Annotated in this window: 15 protein-coding genes; 6 read left to right on the top strand and 9 right to left on the bottom strand. The window is 72.7% G+C overall.

Translation table 11 applies throughout. The annotated features are described in order from the left end of the window. Window positions 1-116 precede the first annotated feature (116 nt). The 7 genes from ACFZBB_RS13135 to ACFZBB_RS13105 form a co-directional block, all read right to left on the bottom strand. Window positions 117-704: a GNAT family N-acetyltransferase gene (locus ACFZBB_RS13135; protein WP_391120826.1), complete on the bottom strand. Its 588-nt coding sequence runs from the start codon at window positions 702-704 to the stop codon at window positions 117-119. A gap of 130 nt (window positions 705-834) precedes the next feature. Next, window positions 835-2,577: an amidohydrolase family protein gene (locus ACFZBB_RS13130; protein WP_391120823.1), complete on the bottom strand. Its 1,743-nt coding sequence runs from the start codon at window positions 2,575-2,577 to the stop codon at window positions 835-837. 48 nt (window positions 2,578-2,625) lie between these two features. Beyond that, complete coding sequence (locus ACFZBB_RS13125) at window positions 2,626-3,750, bottom strand: LLM class flavin-dependent oxidoreductase (protein ID WP_391043245.1); 1,125 nt, start codon at window positions 3,748-3,750, stop codon at window positions 2,626-2,628. A 111-nt stretch (window positions 3,751-3,861) separates the two neighbouring features. Then, window positions 3,862-4,644, bottom strand: a complete 783-nt coding sequence (locus ACFZBB_RS13120; RefSeq protein ID WP_391120820.1) for a glucose 1-dehydrogenase — start codon at window positions 4,642-4,644, stop codon at window positions 3,862-3,864. Window positions 4,645-4,699: 55 nt separating this feature from the next. Next, on the bottom strand, window positions 4,700-5,656 hold the full coding sequence (locus ACFZBB_RS13115) for a TIGR03619 family F420-dependent LLM class oxidoreductase (protein ID WP_391120817.1): 957 nt from the start codon (window positions 5,654-5,656) through the stop codon (window positions 4,700-4,702). 3 nt (window positions 5,657-5,659) lie between these two features. Beyond that, window positions 5,660-6,922, bottom strand: a complete 1,263-nt coding sequence (locus ACFZBB_RS13110; protein WP_391120814.1) for an amidohydrolase family protein — start codon at window positions 6,920-6,922, stop codon at window positions 5,660-5,662. A 97-nt stretch (window positions 6,923-7,019) separates the two neighbouring features. Then, complete coding sequence (locus ACFZBB_RS13105) at window positions 7,020-7,808, bottom strand: AMP-binding protein (protein ID WP_391120812.1); 789 nt, start codon at window positions 7,806-7,808, stop codon at window positions 7,020-7,022. Between the two features lie 574 nt (window positions 7,809-8,382). Here ACFZBB_RS13105 and ACFZBB_RS13100 point away from each other — a divergent pair. Further along, window positions 8,383-11,316 carry a BTAD domain-containing putative transcriptional regulator gene (locus ACFZBB_RS13100; RefSeq protein WP_391120809.1) on the top strand — a complete coding sequence of 978 codons (2,934 nt, stop codon included), beginning with the start codon at window positions 8,383-8,385 and terminating at the stop codon, window positions 11,314-11,316. 166 nt (window positions 11,317-11,482) lie between these two features. Beyond that, complete coding sequence (locus tag ACFZBB_RS13095; protein ID WP_391120806.1) at window positions 11,483-11,650, top strand: hypothetical protein; 168 nt, start codon at window positions 11,483-11,485, stop codon at window positions 11,648-11,650. 363 nt (window positions 11,651-12,013) lie between these two features. On the opposite strand, the gene ACFZBB_RS13090 is transcribed toward ACFZBB_RS13095, so the two are convergent. Next, on the bottom strand, window positions 12,014-13,717 hold the full coding sequence (locus ACFZBB_RS13090) for a FadD3 family acyl-CoA ligase (protein ID WP_391120803.1): 1,704 nt from the start codon (window positions 13,715-13,717) through the stop codon (window positions 12,014-12,016). Between the two features lie 101 nt (window positions 13,718-13,818). On the opposite strand from ACFZBB_RS13090, the gene ACFZBB_RS13085 reads away from it, so the two are divergent. The 4 genes from ACFZBB_RS13085 to ACFZBB_RS13070 all read left to right on the top strand — a co-directional run bounded on the left by ACFZBB_RS13085 (window position 13,819) and on the right by ACFZBB_RS13070 (window position 17,008). Beyond that, window positions 13,819-14,973: a lipid-transfer protein gene (locus ACFZBB_RS13085; RefSeq protein ID WP_391120800.1), complete on the top strand. Its 1,155-nt coding sequence runs from the start codon at window positions 13,819-13,821 to the stop codon at window positions 14,971-14,973. A gap of 8 nt (window positions 14,974-14,981) precedes the next feature. Next, window positions 14,982-15,431 (top strand): OB-fold domain-containing protein, encoded by a 450-nt coding sequence (locus tag ACFZBB_RS13080; protein ID WP_391121121.1) that lies wholly within the window; start codon window positions 14,982-14,984, stop codon window positions 15,429-15,431. Further along, the gene (locus ACFZBB_RS13075; protein WP_391120797.1) at window positions 15,428-16,204 is read left to right on the top strand and encodes an enoyl-CoA hydratase-related protein; all 777 of its coding nucleotides are present in this window, start codon (window positions 15,428-15,430) and stop codon (window positions 16,202-16,204) included. Before ACFZBB_RS13080 ends, ACFZBB_RS13075 begins: the two co-directional genes overlap by 4 nt. Before the next feature lie 156 nt (window positions 16,205-16,360). Continuing rightward, window positions 16,361-17,008, top strand: coding sequence for a hypothetical protein (locus ACFZBB_RS13070; RefSeq protein WP_391120794.1), 648 nt, complete (start codon window positions 16,361-16,363; stop codon window positions 17,006-17,008). A 60-nt stretch (window positions 17,009-17,068) separates the two neighbouring features. Here the strand turns inward: ACFZBB_RS13070 and ACFZBB_RS13065 are convergent, their stop codons facing one another. Next, window positions 17,069-19,666, bottom strand: a complete 2,598-nt coding sequence (locus ACFZBB_RS13065) for a PQQ-binding-like beta-propeller repeat protein (RefSeq protein ID WP_391120791.1) — start codon at window positions 19,664-19,666, stop codon at window positions 17,069-17,071. Window positions 19,667-20,101 lie beyond the last annotated feature (435 nt).

Genomic DNA, 20,101 nt, shown 5'->3' with positions numbered 1-20,101 from the left:
CGGGAGCCAGGGGTGCCGCGAATGCCGCGCGTTCGCGGCAGTCTGTCAGTCCCGCCGGGCCCGGGACCTAGGACCGGAGTCCGACGCGAAGACCGACGCGGATCGGCGGCCGTACCTCAGTGGTCCCACACGCGGGGCCTGCTCAGCGCCTCCCACTCGGGGCGGAGCAGCGAGAGGACAGCGGCGTCGTGGCGGCGGCCCCGGTGCTGGCACCAGGAGCGGCGTACGCCCTCGTGGACGAAACCGGAGGCGGCGAGTACGGCGAGCGCGGGCGTGTTGGTGGTGTGGGTGACGGCCTGGAGGCGGTGCAGCGGAAGGTCGCCGAAGGCGAGGTCGATCAGCGCGTCGAGGGCGGCGGTGGCGTGGCCGCGCTCGCGATGGGCGGCGTCGAGCAGCAGATACAGCTCGGCGGTCCCGTCGGCGATGTCCTGTTCGATCAGGGCGACGTGCCCGATCGGGGTGCCGTCCGGCAACAGGACGAGAAAGTCGTCGCGGTCGTTGTCGTCGATGTCGCGCTCCACGCGCTCGCGCAGCCAGGACAGCGGGCGCGGCCAGATGCCGATCTCGTGGGTGGCCACCGGGTCCGCCCGCCACTCGTGCAGCAACTCGGCGTCGTCCGCCTCCAGCGGGGTGAGCGCGACGCCCCGCCCGCGCAGCACGGGCACCCGCCGCCGCTCGCCCTCGTCTTCCACGTCCTTGGTCACGCTCGCATGCTAGGTAGCCAACGTTCCTGTAGGCGAAGGGATTTCGGCCCGTGCGCACCGCCCAGCACTGCACTGCACCGCCCAGCCCGGCACCGCCCAGCCCGGCACCGGCGCCGCGGCCCCCCGCCGCTCAGGGGGTGGTTCGGACGGTTGCCGTGTCGCGGCCGGATCTCAGGACGGTGCCGGGGATGGCGCCGGTGACGGTGTCGTCGCGGATCGTCTCGACGCCGTTGACGCGGACGCTGAGGATGCCGGTGGCGCGGGAGTCGAGGCGGGGGCTGTCGCCGGGGAGGTCGTGAAGGAGGGTGGCGGGGCCGGCGTCGATGCGTTCGGGGTCGAAGAGGACGAGGTCGGCGGCGTTGCCCGGGGTGATCACGCCTCGGCCGCGCAGGCCGAAGAGGCGGGCGGGGTCGGCGGTGAGCATGCGCACGGCGCGTTCCAGCGGGAGGAGTTGGCGTCCGCGCAGGCAGTCGCCGAGGAAGCGGGTGGTGTACGGGGCGCCGCACATCCGGTCGAGGTGGGCGCCCGCGTCGGAGCCGCCGAGCATGACGTCCTCGTGGTCCCAGGTACGGCGGCGCAGCGCCCAGGAGTCGGGGTCGTTGTCGGTGGGCATCGGCCAGAGCACTGTGCGCATGCGGTCGTTGGCGCAGATCTCGACGATCGTCTCGAAGGGTTCCTGCCCGCGTTCGGCCGCGATGTCGCGGACGACCCGCCCCGACACCCCCTGATTCGCGTCGCTGTACGTGTCGCCGATCACGTAACGGCCGAAGTCGGCGAGGCGGCGGAAGACCCCGGCCTCGGGGCTGGTGGCGCGGCGCAGCATCTCGGCGCGTACGGCGGGCTGCCGCAGCCGCGCGATGCGTTCGGGGACGGGCAGGGCGAGGACGTCGCCCCAGCCGGGGATGAGGTTGAGGGCGCAGAAGGTGCCGAGCGACATGTTCATGGGGGTGAGGATCGGCATGGTGAGGGCGACGATCCGGCCGCCCGCCTTGCGGGCCCGCTCCGAGGCGAGGAGCTGGCGCGGGACGCGTTCGGGGACGGCGGCGTCGATGGTGAGGACGTTCCAGTTGAGCGGGCGCCCGGCGACGACGCTCATCTCCACGAGCAGGTCGATCTCCTCGTCCGCGAACTGGTCGAGGCAGCCCGCCACGATGGCCTCGATCTGGGTGCCCTCGTGTTCGCCCACCGCCCGTGACAGGGCCAGGAGTTCGTCCGGCCGCGCGTGCCGGGACGCGACCGGCCGTCCGTCGCCGTCGGAGTGCGTACTGGACTGCGTGGTGGAAAGGCCCCAGCCGCCGGCTTCCATCGACTCGTGGAAGAGCCGCAGCATGGCGTCGAGTTGGTCCTGCGTGGGCTGTCCGCCGACCGCGTCGGCGCCCATCACATGGCGGCGCAGCGCGCAGTGGCCCACCATGAAACCGGCGTTGACGGCGACGCGCCCCTCCAGGGCGTCGAGGTAGTCGCCGAAGGACGACCACGTCCAGTCGACGCCCTCTTCGAGCGCCGCCAGCGACATGCCCTCGACCTTGGACATCATCCGCCGGGTGTAGTCGGCGTCTTCGGGCCGGTCGGGGTGGAGCGGCGCGAGCGTGAAGCCGCAGTTGCCGCCCGCGACGGTGGTCACGCCGTGGCTCATCGAGGGCGTGGCGAAGGGGTCCCAGAAGAGCTGGGCGTCGTAGTGGGTGTGTGGGTCGACGAAGCCGGGGGTCAGGACGAGGCCGGTGGCGTCCTCCTGGGAGCGCCCGCTCTCGCCGAGGCCGCCGGGTTCGGCGACGGCCGCGATCCGGCCGCCGCGCAGCGCCACGTCGGCGGTACGGGAGGGCGCGCCCGTGCCGTCCACCACGGTGGCGCCCTTGATCACATGGTCGAACACGGGTGTGCTCCTCTCGTACGTCGCGCTGGTGCGTGCCGCCCGGTCGCGTTACGCCGCCGCCTGCCGGAACCGGGTCGTGCGGTGCACCGGGTCGGTGTCGATGACGGGTATGACGTGCTCGCCGATCAGCTTGATCGTGTTCATCGTGTCCTCGTAGCCGATGCCGATCGGCAGCCCGAAGGTCAACTGGTCGGCGCCCGCCTGCTCCCAGCGCTTGCACTGCGCCAGCACCTCGTCGGGGTTGCCGCAGATCATCAGCTCCTCGGAGATGAGCAGATCGATCAACTCCTCGGTGTAGTCCGGCAGAAGCTCGGGCCAGACCGGGATGCCGTCGGGGCGCGGGAAGGTGTCGTGGTAGCGGAAGAGCAGCGACTGGAGGTAGTTGAGCCCGCCGCCCACGGCGATCTGCCGCGCCTTCTCGGTGGTCTCGGCGCAGATCGCGGTCGAGGTCACCATCACGTTGTCGTTGACGAAGTCGCCGACCGGCTCGGCCTGCCCGATCGCCGACTTGTACGACTCGACGACCCACTCCATGTCGGAGACCTTCTGCACGCTGAAGCCGAGCACGCCCAGGCCCTTGCGGGCGGCCATCGCGTACGAGGGCGGCGAGCCGGCCGCGTACCACATCGCCGGGTGGGAGCGGCCGTACGGCTTGGGCAGGATCTTGCGCGGGGGCAGCGACCAGTGCTTGCCGCTGAAGCCGGGGTACTCGTCCTGGAGCCACATCTTGGGGAACTCCGCGATGGTCTCCTCCCAGATCTCCTTCGTGTGGTTCATGTCGGTGATGCCCGGCATGAACCCGAGGATCTCGTGGCTGCCCGCGCCGCGCCCCGAGCCGAACTCGAAGCGTCCGCCGGAGAGATGGTCGAGCATGGCGACCTTCTCGGCGACCTTCACCGGGTGGTTGACCGGCGCGAGCGGGTTGAAGATGCCGGAGCCGAGGTGGATGCGCTCGGTGGCGTGGGCGAGGTAGCCGAGGAAGACGTCGTTGGCCGACAGGTGCGAGTACTCCTCCAGGAAGTGGTGCTCGGAGGCCCAGGCGTACTTGAAGCCGGAGCGGTCCGCCTGGATGACGTACTCGGTCTCCTCGATCAGCGCGTGGTGCTCGGCCTCGGGGTCGGCCTTGGCCCGCGCGGCGGGCACATATCCCTGTACAAAGAGCCCGAATTCCAAGGGGTCACCATCCTCCGATTTCTGACGCTCCGTCAGATCTGATCCGACTCTTCCACCGGCACGGTGGGGCGTCAATAGCTGATGGACCGTCAGATACGCTCGACGGCGGACTCAGAGCGCCGCGACTCCCGCCAGCCAGCCGCCGTCGATGACGAACGGCTGCCCGGTGACGTACGAGGAGTCCTCACTGGTCAAGAAGAGCGCGAGCCTGGCGATCTCGTCGGCCCGGCCCATCCGGCCCAGCGGCAGCAGCTTGCGGTAGAAGCGGGCGGTGGCCGCCGCCATCGCCTCCTGGTCGGCGGCCGGGTCGAGCACCGCGGGATTGGCCATCGGGGTGTCGACGGCGCCGGGGCACATCGCGTTCACCCTGATCCCGTGCGGCGCCAGTTCCAGCGCCGCCACCCGCGTCATGGCGACGATCGCCGCCTTCGTCGCCGCGTACGAGGTGAGCAGCGCCATGCCGCTGAGCGCCGTGTACGACGCGGTGTTGACGATCGTGCCGCCGCCCGCGGCGGTCAGGGCGGGCGCGCAGGCCCGCATGCCGAGGAAGGCGCCGACCTGGTTGACCCGGACGACCTGGAGGTATTCGTCCAGCGGGGTGTTCGCCAACGCGTTGAAGCGCAGGATCCCGGCGTTGTTGACCAGTCCGTCGAGGCCGCCGAACTGCTCGTCGGCGTAACTCAGCGCCGCCGTCCAGTCGTCCTCGCTGCCGACGTCGAGCCGGGTGTAGCGGGCCGCGTCGCCGATCTCCTCGGCCAGCGCCGCGCCCTGGTCGTCCAGCACGTCGGCGAGCAGCACGCGCGCGCCCTCCGCGGCGAAGAGCCGGGCCTCCTGCTCGCCCTGGCCGCGCGCGGCGCCGGTGATCAGGACGGTACGGCCGTCGAGCTTGCCCATCCGGGCCTCCGGGGGTGGTGGGACAACGGGGGGGTCAACGGGGGTCCAACGGGGCTCACATGTCGAGGTGCGGTGCCACATCGGCGGCGAACGCCGCCATCTGGTCGAGGAGTTCGGCCACACCCCGGCTGCGGAAGCGCACCTGGATCTGGTCGACGCCCATGGCCCGGTAGGCGCGCAGGCTCTCCGCGAGCGCGTCCGGCTTGCCGTGCAGGGTGTACCGGCCGACGTGCCAGCCGGGCTCGCCGACGTAGAGCGGTTCCGCGATCGCGCCGATCTCGATCGGGTCGGCGATCCCGGCCTCGGCGCGCAGCCGCCGGACGCGGTCGATCTGGCCCGGCAGCCGGTCGCGCGGGTCGCCCTGCGGCAGCCAGCCGTCACCCCTGAGGGCGGCCCTGCGGACCGCGGCCGGTGACGAGCCGCCGACCCAGACCGGCGGCCGGGGAGTCTGCACCGGACGTGGCCGCTGTCCGAGACCGGCGAAGTCGTAGCGCTCGCCGTGGTGTTCGGGGAATTCGTCCTCGCCGAGCGCCGCCTTCAGCGCGTCGATGGTCTCGTCGAGTACGCCGCCGCGCCCGGCGAAGTCCGCGCCGACCGCGTCGAATTCCTCGACCACGTGCCCGGCCCCGACACCGAGGATCAGCCGTCCGCCGGAGAGCCGGTCGAGCGTCGCGTACTGCTTGGCGGTGGCCAGCGGGTGCCGCAGTCCGACGACCGCGACATGGCTGAGCAGCCGTACGCGTTCGGTGACGGCGGCGAGATAGCCGAGGGTGGCCACCGGGTCGTACCAGGTGGTGGACATCGCTGCGGCCAGCCTGCGCGGCACCGCGATGTGGTCGCAGACGGCCACGTACGCGAAGCCGTGCCGGTCGGCGGCGCGGGCGACGGCGGCGAGTTCGGTCGGGCCCGCGTCGGCCTCCCAGCCCTCGGCGTACATCGTGCTCTGCGACTGGACGGGGAGTTGCATACCGTAGGAGAGCCGCCCTTGCGGCAGCACGCGCGGGATGCCCATGGCCTACGCCCCCGCGCCGGGTCCCGGGACCGGCCCGGCGCTCGAACCGGGCCCGGGCCACAGGCCGTCGGGGGTCAGGCCGAGCAGGTCGATGGCGTTGCCGCGCACGATCCGCTCCACCACGTCCTGGGAGAGGTGGCCCATCTGGGCCTCGCCGACCTCGCGCGACTTGGGCCACGTGGAGTCGGAGTGCGGGTAGTCGGTCTCGTAGAGGACGTTGCCGACGCCGACCGCGTCGAGATTGCGCAGGCCGACGGCGTCGTCGAAGAAGCAGCCGTAGACGTGCGAGGCGAAGGTCTCGGACGGCGGGCGCCGCACCTTGTCGGCGACCCCGCCCCAGCCGCGGTTCTCCTCCCAGACGATGTCGGCGCGCTCCAGGATGTACGGGATCCAGCCGATCTGCCCCTCGGCGTACATGATCTTGAGGTTCGGGAAGCGTTCGAGGGCGCCGGACATCAGCCAGTCGACCATCGAGAAGCAGCAGTTGGCGAAGGTGATGGTGGAGCCGACGGCGGGCGGCGCGTCGGCGGAGGTGGACGGCATCCGGCTGGAGGAGCCGATGTGCATGGCGATGACGGTGCCGGTCTCGTCACAGGCACGGAAGAAGGGGTCCCAGTAGTCGGTGTGCACCGACGGCAGTCCGAGGTGCGGCGGGATCTCGGAGAAGCAGACCGCCCGTACGCCGCGCGCCGCGTTGCGCCGTACCTCGGCGGCGGCCAACTCGGCGTCCCACAGCGGTATCAGGGTCAGCGGTATCAGCCGCCCGCCCGCCTGCGGGCCGCACCACTCCTCGACCATCCAGTCGTTGTAGGCGCGCACGCACAGCAGCCCGAGGTCGTGGTCCTCGGCCTCGGTGAAGGTCTGGCCGCAAAAGCGCGGGAAGGTGGGGAAGCAGAGCGCGGACTGCACATGGTTGACGTCCATGTCGGCCAGCCGCTCGGGCACGGAGTACGAGCCGGGCCGCATCTGCTCGTACGTGATCGCTTCGAGCCTGATCTCGTCGCGCGAGTAGCCGACGGCGGTGTCGAGCCGGGTCAGCGGTCGGCGCAGGCCCTCGTACAGCCACCAGTCGGCGAGCGGTCCCTCGTCCCCCGGCTCGCCCATCGTGGGCGCGAACCGGCCGCCGAGGAACGTCATTTCCTTCAGGGGCGCGCGCACGATGCGCGGCGCGGTGTCGTGGTGTTTCGACGGGAGCCGGTCCCGCCAGACATTGCCGGGCTCCACGGTGTGGTCGTCCACCGAGATGATCTTCGGGAAGGTCTCCATGGGCACAACGGTAGCGCCAATCTGACGATCCGTCAGCTAACGTGCCGTCACATCGTCGGCACTACCGGGCTCCGGGGCTCCTCCGCGGCGGCGGACGTCAGTCGGTCACCCGCACCGGCAGCAGAATCCGCCACACCGCGTCCTCCACCCCGTGCACGGCCGCGATCCAGCCGACGTTCTCCTCGTCGGTGCCCAGCCGTACCGCCTGCGCCAACTCCCCCATCACCTCGGTGAGATCGGCGTGCGCCATCGCGGGCTCCAGCCGCCCGCCGACCACGCCGTCGTCGTAGTAGCGGTGGTACGCGGGCGCGCTGCGCAGGACGCCGACCGGCCGCCAGTTCTGCGCCAGCCGCCACACGGGCTCGCCCGCGACGCGTACGCCGTCCGCCTCCATCACCTGGGTACGGGTGCGGTCGACGGCCAGCGCGGACCAGCCGTCGGAGCCGGTCAGCACCAGGTCGGGGTCGCAGCGGCGGACCGCGCGGGAGACCGCGTCGTTGGCGCCCGGTCCCGGCAGCACCAGCGGCACCGCGGCCATCCCCGCGTACAGGCAGCCGAAGAAGGCGCCCGCGAGATCCGGGCCCTGCGGATAGGCGAGCAGCACGCGCGCGCCCGGAGCCAGCAGACCGCCGAGCCGGGCGGCCACCGCGCGGGCCCGCCGGTCGAGTTCGGCGAAGCTGCACCCCGCGGTGCCGCTGACGGTCGTACTCGGATACGGCAGCGCGGGGACGGCCTGCGGGGCGCGCTCGGCGCGGCGGCGCAGCAGCTCGCCGGGCAGCCGTCCGGCGTCCCCGAGCCGCCGCGTGCCGCCGTTGCCGCCGCCCCCGCCGCCGGGCCGCTCGCGGCCCTCGCCGCTCATCGCGGGCGCCGCGGCCGGGGCCGGCATCCGTCGTACGGATCCGGCCGGGCGCACCGGGCGCACCTCGCGTACCGGAGCCCGGAACAGCTCGGAACCGGCGGCCGACGGCAGTTGCCTCGGCCTGACAGGCAGTGACCCGATCGACCCGTCCGGCTCACCGGCACCTGCCGCATGACTCGTGCACTCAGCACACATGAAACGCCCGCTACCTGTTCTTTCGCAGGACACACACCGGCATGGACCAGTCCCACACAGCACAACCTCCGCGCACGCACAGACGGAACCTCAAATTCCAGCCCAACTTTTGCTGCAAGTCCGGTTCGGGTCCTTGCACGGGGTGACCCCGGCGGCCCGACACGGCAAACTGGCACGGACGGTGCCGAACCCTCGGTCCCGTGCGCCATGCGGACAACTGTTCCGTCCGGCGATGAACGATTGATATACGTGCGGGCGACGGGCCGCGGGGGCGCCCGGCTTCGCCAATAATCGGGTCACGCACCATTCAGCGCCCGGCGGCCGACCACCGCCGGAGGCTGGCACAAGCAGTGCGCCGCTCCAGGCGCGGGTACACAATGAGCAGGTCCACGTTCAGGGGGCAGAGATGGAAAGCAGGACGGAACCGGGCAACAGCCTGCGGTTCGCGGTCCTCGGTCCGGTGCGCGCCTGGCGAGACGACGAGCCGATCGTCACCGGCGCACCACAGCAGCGCGCCTTGCTGGCCGCGCTGCTGCTGCGCGGCGGGCGCACGGCGACCGCGTCGGAACTGCTCGACGCCGTCTGGGGAGAGTCGCCGCCCAACACCGCGCTCGCCGCGCTGCGTTCGTACGCCTTCCGGCTGCGCAAGGCGCTCGGCCCCGAGGCCCTGGTCACCGACTCAGGCGGCTACTCCCTGCGGGTCGCCGACGACGCGCTGGACTGCGCCGTCGTGGAGCGGCTGGCCGCCGAGGCCGACAAGCAGCGCGCCGTCGACCCGGCCCGCGCCCGCGAACTGCTGGGCACCGCCCTGGAGATGTGGCACGGCGAGCCGCTTGCGGGCCTTCCGGGGCCGCACGCCGAGACCCAGCGCAACCGGCTCGCCGAATGGCACCTCGGCCTGATCGAGACCCGTCTCGAACTGGACCTGGAGCTCGGCGCGCACGCCGAGGCCGTCTCCGAACTCACCGCGGTCTCCGCCGAACACCCCTTGCGCGAGCGGCTGCGCGCCCTGCTGATGCTGGCGCTGTACCGCAGCGGCCGGCAGGCGGAGGCGCTCGGCGTCTACGCCGACACCCGCCGTCTGCTCGCCGAAGAGCTGGGCATCGACCCGTCGGGCGAACTGAAGGACCTGCACCAGAAGATCCTGGAGGCCGACCCCTCGCTCGCCGCCCCGGCCAGTTCCGCCGCGGGACCGGCCGAGATCGTACGGCCCGCGCAACTGCCCGCGACCGTCGCGGACTTCACCGGCCGCCGCAATGTGGTCAGGGAACTGAGCGAGCAACTGGCCCAGGCGTCGCAGGGCAGCGGGGTGATGGCGGTGTCCGCCGTCGCGGGCATCGGCGGCGTCGGCAAGACCACGCTCGCCGTCCATGTCGCGCACGAGGCCCGCGACTCCTTCCCCGACGGGCAGTTGTACGTCGACCTCCAGGGCACCGACCCGCGCCCGGCGGAACCCGAGGCCGTACTCGGCTCGTTCCTGCGCGCGCTCGGCACCCCGGACTCCGCGATCCCCGAGTCGCTGGCCGACCGCGCCGCGCTCTACCGCTCCACCCTCGACGGCCGCCGGGTGCTCGCGCTGCTCGACAACGCCTACGACGCCGCGCAGATCCGCCAGTTGCTGCCGGGCACCCCCGGCTGCGCCGCCCTGGTCACCAGCCGGGTGCGGATGGTCGACCTGGCGGGCGCGCATCTGGTCGACCTCGACGTGATGTCGCCGGAGGAGGCGCTCCAGCTCTTCACCCGGATCGTCGGCGAGGAGCGCGTCACCAGCGAACGCCAGGCCGCCCTCGACGTCGTCGCCGCCTGCGGCTTCCTGCCGCTGGCCATCCGGATCGCCGCGTCCCGGCTGGCCGCCCGCCGCACCTGGACCGTCTCCGTACTCGCCCACAAACTGGCCGACCAGCGGCGCAGGCTGGACGAACTACGGGCCGGGGACCTCGCGGTGAAGGCCACCTTCGCCCTCGGCTACGGCCACCTGTCGGCGCCGCAGGCCCGCGCCTTCCGGCTGCTCTCGCTTGCCGACGGCCCGGACATCTCGCTGCCTGCGGCGGCGGCCGCCCTCGACCTGGACCCTTACGAGGCCGAGGAGTTGCTGGAGGCGCTGGTCGACATCAGCCTCATCGAGTCCGCCGCGCCCGCCCGTTACCGCTTCCACGACCTGCTGCGTCTGTACGCCCGCGAGTGCGCGGAGCGCGACGAGACACCGCAGGAGCGCTGCGCGGCGCTGTCGCGGGTGCTGGACTTCTACCTCGCCTCGGCCTCCTGCGCCTACGAGTTGGAGAACCCCGGCGACCGCGTCCTGGACCACCTCGCCCTCACCGCGCACTCCGGCCTGACCTTCGGCGCCCCGGACGAGGCCCTGGAGTGGCTCTTCTCCGAGGCGCAGAATCTGCTGGCGGCCGTCCAGCAGTCCGCGGACGACGGCTGCGAGGGCCCGATGCGCCGCGCCGTCGACCTGCTGCTGGTCGCCCAGGACCTGATGGAGTCCGGTGTCTACGCGCGGCAATACGAGCAGGCGACGCGGACGCTGGTGACGACGGCGCACGACTGCGGGGACACGCTGGTGGAGGGGCGCGGGCGGGTGTGGCTCGGCCAACTCCTGTGCATGTCGGGGCGGTTCCAGGAGGCCGAGACCGAGGTCAAGCTGGCCCTCATCCTCGGCCTGGCCGCCGAGGACCCGCTCACGTGCAGCTACGCGCCGAATCTGCGCGGGATCATCGCGCACAAAGGACACCGCTTCGAGGAGTGCGCGCAGTACCACTTGGCCGCGCTCGACGCCTTCCGCGCGGACGGCAACCGGCACGGGGAGGCGGCGGCGCTGGCCAATCTCTCCCGCGTCCAGCCGGAGATCGGCGAACTGGACGCCGCCGTGGCGACCACCGAGCAGGTCGTCGCGATCTACCGCGAGCTGGGCGCCGGCTTCCGGCTCGGCAACGGCCTGTACGCCAGGGGCATCGCGCTCACCGCGGATGACCGGCTCGACGACGCGCTGACCTGCCTCACCGAGGCACTGGGCATCTTCCGCGAGGCGCGGCAGCAGTTCTGGGAGGGCATGACGCTCTTCCGGCTCTCCCAGGTCTACCTCGCGGGCCACCGGTGGCGGCAGGCCGCCGCCCACACCGAACAGTCCCTCGTCATCCTCCGCGAGGTCGGCGGCGAATGGCGTACGGCCAACGCGCTCACCGCCCTCGGCCGCGCGCTGGACGGCATGGGCCAGCCGGTCCGCGCCCACGCCTGCTGGCACGACGCGCTGGCCGTCTTCACCGGTCTTGGTTCGCCCGAAGCTGCTGATGTACGGCGCCTTTTGGGGGACGAATCATCCCCCTCTGTCGCGGTATGACCCCCGGTTGAATCGCTCAACGCGCCCGTTTATCAGTTGATTATCGACGGATGCCACGATTCCATCACTGCACGAGCTGCCCGCTCGGTGGTGTACGGGGGTCGCCACCGGGCGGGCGTTTACGCAAGCTACGACAGCACGTCCCCAAGCACACTTGGAGAGCACCATGAGCACCGAAGTTCCGAAGCCGCCGAAGACGGACCCGCCGCTCGACCCGGACAACTTCCACAACGACAGCACCGAGCAGGCGGCTCCGGACGGGCTCCTGACTCCGCAGAAGCCCAAGCCGACCGTCAAGCCGGACAACTTCCACAACGACAGCGTCACCAAGTAGCTTCCCGGCCCGCTCTGGGGAGGGCGGGGCCGCGGAGGACCCCAAGGGGACCGCAGGGGGATCCACGGGGTTGATCAGGGGGAAAACAGCACGGGGCAACAGGGGGACACGGGGGATCGGGGGACCGGGGAACCTCGGTGGGGGCCGAGGGGGACCGGTGAAAGCCGCCCAAGGGGGGGCCGGGTGACTGCGGGGGGTTCCACAGCACGCACCCGGGGGCGCACCAAAGACTGACCGCGGCGCGGAGGGGGCGTCGCGGTCAGTCCGCGTCCGGGTCCGGTGCCGGGCGCGGGATCAGTCCGTTTCAGAGAGCCGGGGCCGCGCGCAGGTCAGTCCTTTTCAGGGGGCCGGGTCGCGCACAGGTCAGTCCGCGGCCGTACGCAGCTCGTTCTTCTTCACCTTCCCGCCCGCGTTGCGCGGGAGTTCGGGGACGAAGCGGACGCCGCGTGGGACCTTGTAGTTGGCCATTTCGCGGCGCGACCAGGCGATGAGGTCGTCGGCGGTGAGGGTGGAGCCGGGGCGGCGGACGATGTAGGCGCGGCCGACCTCGCCGAGGCGGGGGTCGGGGACACCGATGACGGCGGCGTCACGGATGTCGGGGTGGCGCAGCAGCAGTTGCTCGATCTCGGCGGGGTAGGCGTTGAAACCGCCGACGATGTACATGTCCTTGAGGCGGTCGGTGATCCGCAGATTCCCCTCGGGGTCCAGGACGCCGATGTCGCCGGTGTGCAGCCAGCCGTCGGGGTCGACGGCGCGGGCGGTGCCCTCGGGGTCCTCGAAGTAGCAGGACATGACGTGGTAGCCGCGGACCAGGACTTCGCCGGGCGCGCCGGGCGCGGCGTCGACCCGTACCTCCGTGTCGGGGATGGCGCGCCCCGAGGTGACGGCGACGGTGGCGGCCGGGTCGCCCCTGCGGCACATGGTGACGGTGCCGGACGCCTCGGTGAGGCCGTACGCGGTCAGGACGGTGGCGATCCGCAGTTCGGCGCGCAGCCGTTCGACCAGTTCCAGCGGGATGACGGCGGCCCCGGTGACGACGAGCCGCAGCGCGGACAGGTCGTGGGCGGCGCGCGCCGGATGGTCGAGCAGCGACTGGTGCAGGGTGGGCGGGCCCGGCAGTACGGAGATCCGCTCGGCGGCGATGTTGGCGAGGACGGTGTCCACGTCGAAGACGGGCTGCGGCACGATCACGGCGCCGCGCATCAGGCAGGCGATGACGCCCGCCTTGTAGCCGAAGGTGTGGAAGAAGGGGTTGACCACCAAGTAGCGGTCCCGCGCGGTCAGTCCGGCCAGCGCGCTCCAGACGCCGTACACGCGCAGCGTCTGGGCGTGCGTGATGACGGCGCCCTTGGGGTGTCCGGTCGTGCCCGAGGTGAAGATGATGTCGGAGGCGTCGCCGGGCGCTACCGCGTCGGCGCGGGCGCGTACGGTCGCGGCGGGTACGTCGGCGCCGGCCGCCACGTAGCCGTGCCAGGACAGGAATCCGGTGGGCGGCGCGTCGTCACCGAGGACGACGACGTCACGCAGGTGCGGCAGGCCGGGCAGCGGGCCCTCGCCGTCGCCCTCCCCCGCGGCGCGGCGCAGCGCCGCCACGTACGACGTGCCGAGGAAGGTGCCGGTGACGAACAGCAGCCTGGTGCGGGTGCGTTGGAGTATCCAGGCCGCTTCGGCGCCCTTGAAGCGGGTGTTGAGCGGGACGAGGACGCCGCCCGCGCTGACCGCGCCGAGCGCGGCGACGATCCAGTTCAGCGAGTTGGGCGCCCAGATCGCGACCCGGTCGCCGGGGCGCAGTCCCGAGGCGACGGCCGCGGCGGCGGCGCTTTCGACGCGGGCGCCGAGTTCGGCGTAGCTGACGCGGGTGCGGCCCTCCACGACGGCCTCGTGCCCGCCGTGGGCGCGGGCGGCGGCGCGCACCAGGCGGGGCAGGGTGCCCCAGCGGAGGTCGGCGCGGGGGTCGTCGGCGGGTGAACCGACCGTGAGTGAACCGTCGTTGAAGGCGCCGACCTCGGACGAGGCGTCGCCGTACGAGGTGTCGCGCGGATCGTCGTCCCGCAGGTCCACATCCATGGCGTCCTCTCCCTTAGCTGACTACCCGTCAGATTAACGGTAGCCTGACGCCCTGTCAGCAGTTCGTCAGTGGATCCGGGGACCTGCGGAGGTGTGTGCCCATGGGCGGCGCTGCCCTGAAAGACGCGACGGCCATCGTCGGGATAGGCCAGACACCGTTCGCCAAGTCGCTCCCGGAGTCGGAGAAGACGCTGGCGTGCCGGGCGGTGCTCGCCGCGCTCGACGACGCGGGCATCGACCCCGGCGAGGTCGACGGCTTCGCCTCGTACACGATGGAGGACACCGACGAGGTCGAACTGGCCAAGGCGATCGGCGCGGGCGATGTCACCTTCTTCGCCAAGTCCGGTTACGGCGGCGGCGGTTCGTGCGCGACCGTCGCGCACCTCGCGGCGGCCGTCGCCACCGGTCAGGCGTCGGTCGGCGTCGCCTGGCGGTCGCGCAAACGCGGCTCGGGGCCGCGCCCGTGGAGCAGCACCACCGTCCAGCTCCCCACCCCGGCGCAGTGGTCCCGGCCGTACGGTCTGCTCCGCCCGGTCGACGAGATCGGCATGCTCGCCCGGCGCTACATGCACGAATACGGCGCCACCCGCGACCACTTGTTCAATGTGGCGCTCGCCTGCCGCAACCGCGCCAACCAGAATCCGGCCGCCCTGATGTACGAGCGCCCGCTGACCCGCGAGATGTACATGACCGCGCGCTGGATCAGCGAACCGCTCTGCCTGTTCGACAACTGCATGGAGACCGACGGCGCGCTGGCCTGCGTCGTGGTCTCCGCCGAACGCGCCCGCGACTGCCGCCGCAAGCCCGTCTACGTGCACTCCGCCGCGCAGGGCCTGCCCGCCCAGCACCACGGCATGGTCAACTACTGGACCGACGACCCGCTCACCGGACCCTCCTGGACCGCCGCCCGACACCTGTGGAAGCAGGCCGACTTCGGGCCGCAGGACGTCGATGTCGCCCAGATATACGACGCCTTCACCCCGCTGATCCCGCTCTCCCTTGAGGGCTACGGCTTCTGCGGACGCGGCGAGGGCGCCGCCTTCACCGAGGGCGGCGCCCTGGAGACCGGCGGGCGGCTGCCGATCAACACCGGTGGCGGCGGCCTGTCCGAGGCGTACGTCCACGGCTTCAACCTCATCACCGAAGGCGTCAGGCAACTGCGCGGCACCTCCACCGCCCAAGTCCCCGACGCCGCCACCTGCCTGGTCACGGCGGGCGAGTGCGTCCCCACATCCGCTCTGCTGCTGAGGAGTTGACAGCCGCGATGCTGCTGCCGGTCATCGACGAGGACGGCGCGCCCTTCTGGGAGTACGCGCGCCAGGGAGAGTTGCGCGTCCAGGCGTGCGCCGACTGCGGACGGCGCCGCTTCCCGCCGCGCCCCTGCTGCCCGTACTGCCGGTCCTTCGGGTCCCGCTGGGAGCGGATGAGCGGACGCGGCCGGATCTGGTCGTACGTCCTCGCCCATCCCCCGCTGCTGCCCGACTACGCCGAGCAGGCCCCGTACAACGTGATAGTGGTGGAACTGGCCGAGGAGGCCACCCCCGAGGGCGGCCGGATCCGGCTGGTCGGCAACCTCGTCGCCCGCGCCGACGCGCGCCTTGACTCCGTGGACCCGGCGCGGCTGCGGATCGGCGCCGCCGTGAAGGTGGCCTTCCCCGACCCGGCCGCCACGGACGGCGTCGTCGTACCGCGCTGGCTGCTGGAGCGGCCATGAGCGTCCGGCGCACGGCGGCTGGTGACGGGGTCGCGCTCGTCACCCTCGACCGGCCCGAGCGGCACAACGCCCTGGACGGCGCGACCGTGGACGGGCTGCGGGAGGTGTGGCGCGACCTGCGCTTCGACGACGCGGTACGGGCGGTTGTCCTCACCGGCGCGGGCGACCGGGCGTTCTGCACCGGCGTCGACCGCGGCCTCGACGTCCCGCAGCCGTCGTCCCCGTACTCCGTCGACGACCCCCTGCTCACAGCGGGCCCCAAGGCCAACGACCTGTGGAAGCCGATCGTCGCCGCCGTCAACGGCATGGCCTGCGGCGGCGCCTTCTACCTCCTGGGCGAGGCCGAATTCCTCATCGCCGCGGAAGGCGCCACCTTCTTCGACCCGCACACCGCCTACGGCATGGTCAGCGCCTACGAGGCCGTCCTGATGGCGCAGCGCATGCCCTACGGCGAGGCCATGCGCATGTCCCTGATGGGCACCGCCGAACGGGTGAGCGCGCGACGGGCCTACGAGACCGGTCTCGTCTCCGAGGTCGTGCCCGGCCCCGACCTCCTCGCCACCGCCCTGCGCGCCGCCGCCGTCCTCTCCTCCTACCCGACCGACGCCGTCCAGGGCACCGTGCGCGCCGTGTGGTCGGCCCGGGAGGCGGCCCGCGCGCACGCCACCGCGCTCGCGCCGCACCTCATCGCCCTCGGCAATCTGCCGCCGGAGCGGCAGGCGGAGCTGTTCACCGGGCGCGCCCGGGGGCCCGCCGCCTTCCGGTTGAGGTGAGCGCGGCTCACGTGGCGGGTGCGGCTCAGATGGTGCGTGCGGCTCACGTGGCGGGTGCGGCTCAGATGGTGCGTGCGGCTCACATGGCGGGTGCGACGGTCGCGGCGTAGCGTCGGCCCCGAGGGGGCTGAGCGAGCGAAGCGAGGCGACCACGAGATGTTCCGCACCGTCGTCGGGTCGCTTCTCGCCCTCATCGGAGCGGCGGGCGCCGTCTGGAGCCCCTTCCGTGCCTGGTACGGCGGCCGCCACGGCTCCGGCATCCGGGTCGACGACCTCTTCACCGGGGTCGGCGTGACGCCTGACAAGGCGGCCCTCCTCGGCTCCCTCTTCCTCCCCATGGCCTTCGCCGCCCTCCTCACCCTCCTGGGCGTCCTCCTCCGCTCCCGCCTCACCCTCGCCCTCGCCGCCCTCCTCGTCCTCGGCATCACCATCCTCTGGATGGTCCGCCAAGGCCAAGCCTCCGGCTCCCTCACCGCCGGCGGCAACGGCCTCGACTACGGCGTCGCGACCGCCTTCGCCTCCGGCCTCCTGCTCCTCCTCTCCGCCGCCGTCCTCCCCGGCCGCCGTCGGCTGCGCCGAGCCGCGCCGATATTCGAGGAGCCGCGGTACGAGGAGCCGCCGTACGAGGAGCCGCCGTACGAGGAGGAGGGGACGGGCCGGGGTGCACCCGCAGAGCTGCGTCGACAAGTGGACGACGCATACGAGACGACCAGGCAGACCCAGTTCGAGGAGGCGCCCCGGCCCGGCACCGACGACCTGCCCAGCGGCGCGCAACCCCCACCCACCAGCCCGCCCGGCGCTTGAGGGCCCACGGGCTCAGGGGCTCAGGGGCCCGCTGGCCCACCGGCTCAGGGCCTCACGGGCTCACGCCCGACGCGAAGTCGCCCCGGTCCCCTTCGTCGCGTCGAGCGCGTACACGCACCGGTCCTTCGAGCACGCGTACACCACCCCCTCCGACGTCACCGGCGACCCGGTGATCTCCCCGCCGGTCTCGAGCCGCCACCGCAACTGCCCCCCGGCCGCGTCGACCGTGTACAGACAGTGGTCCTTGGACCCGAAGTGCACCCGCCCGGCCGCCACGGCCGGCGAGCCGACAATCTCGTTCTGCGCCGCGAAGCGCCACCGCGGCGCGCCGCTGACGGCGTCCAGCGTGTAGAGCGCGCTCCCCGCGCCGAGGTGCAGCGCACCATTGGCGACGATGACGGGTTCCAGCGACTGCCGCGGCTCGGTGGCGACGCGCCAGCGCGCGTGCCCGTCGGCGGGGTCGAGGGCGTAGACGGTGCCGAGGTGGTCGGCGACGTACACGCCGCCGCCCGAGACGCCGGGCCCCGGCACATGCGCGGGCGGCGAGAACATGACGGCGGGGGCGTCGAAATGCCAGCGCTCGGCGCCACTGCGGGCGTCGAGCGCGACGACCCGCGTACCGGCGGTGAGGTGCACGATGCCGTCCGCGACGACCGGCCGGGTGGGCACGGAGCCCGCGACGCCGGGTTCGCCGACCGGGTACGACCACATCTCGGCGCCGGTGAGGGAGTCGACGGCGTGCAGGTGGCCGCCGCCCTGGTAGTAGACGGCGCGGCCGAGGACGGTGGGCCCGGAGTCCGGGGACTCGAATTCGGTCTGGGCGCCCGACCGCTCCCAGCGCAGTCCCCCGCGCGCCGCGTCCCACGCCTGGATGCCGCCGCCGCGAGTGGCGGTCACGACCGTGCCGGAGTCGGCGCGCAGCGCGTACACCCAGCCGTCGATCGCCGTACGCCAGCGCTCGCCGCCGTCGACCGCGTCGAGCGCGAAGAGGCTGGGCCCGTCGGAGGCGTGGATACGGCCGCCGTCGACGGCCATCGTCCAGGCGACGTCGCGGGTCTTGAACTGGCGGCGCCCGCTGGCCACATCGAGCGCGTGCACCTCGAAGGAGGTGACGTAGAGGAGTCCGCCGGAGACGACGGGGGTGCCCCACACGTCGTTCGACATGCGGAAACGCCACGGCCGCCACTCGCCGGGAGCGGCGGCCTGGGACTGGAGGCCCGACGGGGCGCCGTGCTGGGCCTGCTGAGACTGCTGAGACTGCTGCTGTGAATGCTGTTGTGACTGCGGAGCCTGCTGCGCTCGCTGGCCCTGCTGCTCCGGGACGGCGGCGGGGGCCTGGGCGGCGCCGCCGTTCGCCGCGGCACCGGCGTTGGCGTTCGCGCGGTGCGCGCCCGCGCGGCGGCGTACCCAGTCCGTACCGGGCGCGGCCCCCGCCTTGTGGTCCGCGGCGTCCGCGACCCGCATCCCGGGACCGATCGGCGCGGAACCGGCGAGCTGTACGGGAACGGCGGAGGCGGGACCCGAGGTGGGACCGGAGGTGGGACCGGAGCCGGGGCCCGCCGCGGGTCCGGCCGCGGGGCCGGATACGGGTACGGGCGCGCGGTGGTTGCCGCGGCCGTCGGGCGCGCCCGCGTGCGCCGGTGCGTTGTTCGGCGGCTGCTGCGGCCGGGGCGGGGAGTTCGGCGGGAGCGGCGGCGCGTTGCCGGGCAGTTGCGGGCCCGCGGCGTGCGCGCCACGGCTGCCGCCCGCGGCGACGGCGGGCCGTCCGCTGCGGCGCTGCTCTATCAACGCGACCGCGCCGGGCGGCAGCCAGGCCGACGCCGTACCCGTGTCATCGCCGCCGGTGGAGTACAGATGCGGTGCGAGCTGCGCCTGGAGGTCGGCGGGGGTGGGCCGCCGGTCCGCCTCCATCCGCATGCAGGACTCGATCAGCGGGCGCAGCTCGGGCGGCAGGCCGTGGAGATTGGGGCCCTCGCGCAGCAGCATGAAGACGGTCTCGACGGGGTTGGCGCCGTGGAAGGGCGCGTGGCCGGTCGCGGCGAAGACCAGGGTGGAGCCGAGCGAGAAGATGTCGCTCGCGCCGCGCACGCTGCGGGAGTCGCGGGCCTGCTCGGGCGACATGTAAGCGGGCGTGCCGACGGCCACGTTCGTCATGGTCAGACGGGTGTTGGAGACGCCGGACGCGATGCCGAAGTCGATGACGCGCGGCCCGTCCTCCACGACGAGTACGTTCGACGGCTTCATGTCGCGGTGCACGAGACCGGCGGCGTGGATCGACTGCAACGCCTCCGCGATTCCGGCGGCCAGCCACCGTACGGCCTGCGCGGGCATCGGGCCCGCCTCGTTGACGATCTCCTCCAGCGACGGGGCCGGGACGTAGGCGGTGGCGAGCCACGGGACGGCGGCGCGGGGGTCGGCGTCGACGACGGCCGCGGTGTAGAAGCCGGAGACCGCGCGGGCGGCCTCCACCTCACGCGTGAAGCGGACCCGGAAGAGCTGGTCCTCGGCCAGTTCGGCGCGCACGGTTTTGATCGCCACGCGGCGGCCGGAAGCCGAGCGGGCGAGATAGACCAGCCCCATGCCGCCGGCGCCGAGCCGCGCCAGCACCTCGAAAGGGCCGATCCGTCTCGGGTCGTGCTGCGTAAGCTGCTCCACCACTGCCCTGCCACCTCCCCGTGCCCGCGTTGCCCGCGCTGTCGCGGCCTTACCCCGTGCTGCGCGCCGTATCGTCGTTCCGTTGTCGCTCTGCCGTCGTGCTGTTGCGCTGTGGTGCTGTGGTGCTGTGGTGCTGTGGTCGCTCTGCCGTTGTCGCCGTGCTCGTGCCGTGCTGTCGTGATCGAGCACTCGCGCCCGCCTGTACTGCTTTGCCCGCTCTGCGCGCTCCGTACCCCGTTCGACCGGCCCAAGCGCCAGGGTACGGGCCTGATTCTTCCTGGGATGGGCGCCGGTTGCGAACCCGGGGCCGCCGCGACACGCCCGGAGAGCGAACTCGTTATCATCCGCCATTCGCACCGTCCCTGGCGCGCGGCGCGCCGAACGGGGCGTCCGGGAGGGAGCCATGGGACGCACGTGGCGCACCGGCGGCGTCCAAGT

Origin of the sequence: Streptomyces sp. NPDC008139, from assembly GCF_042957025.1 — a bacterium.
Taxonomy (GTDB): Bacteria; Actinomycetota; Actinomycetes; order Streptomycetales; family Streptomycetaceae; genus Actinacidiphila.
This window is presented reverse-complemented; position numbering and strand designations above follow the sequence as displayed.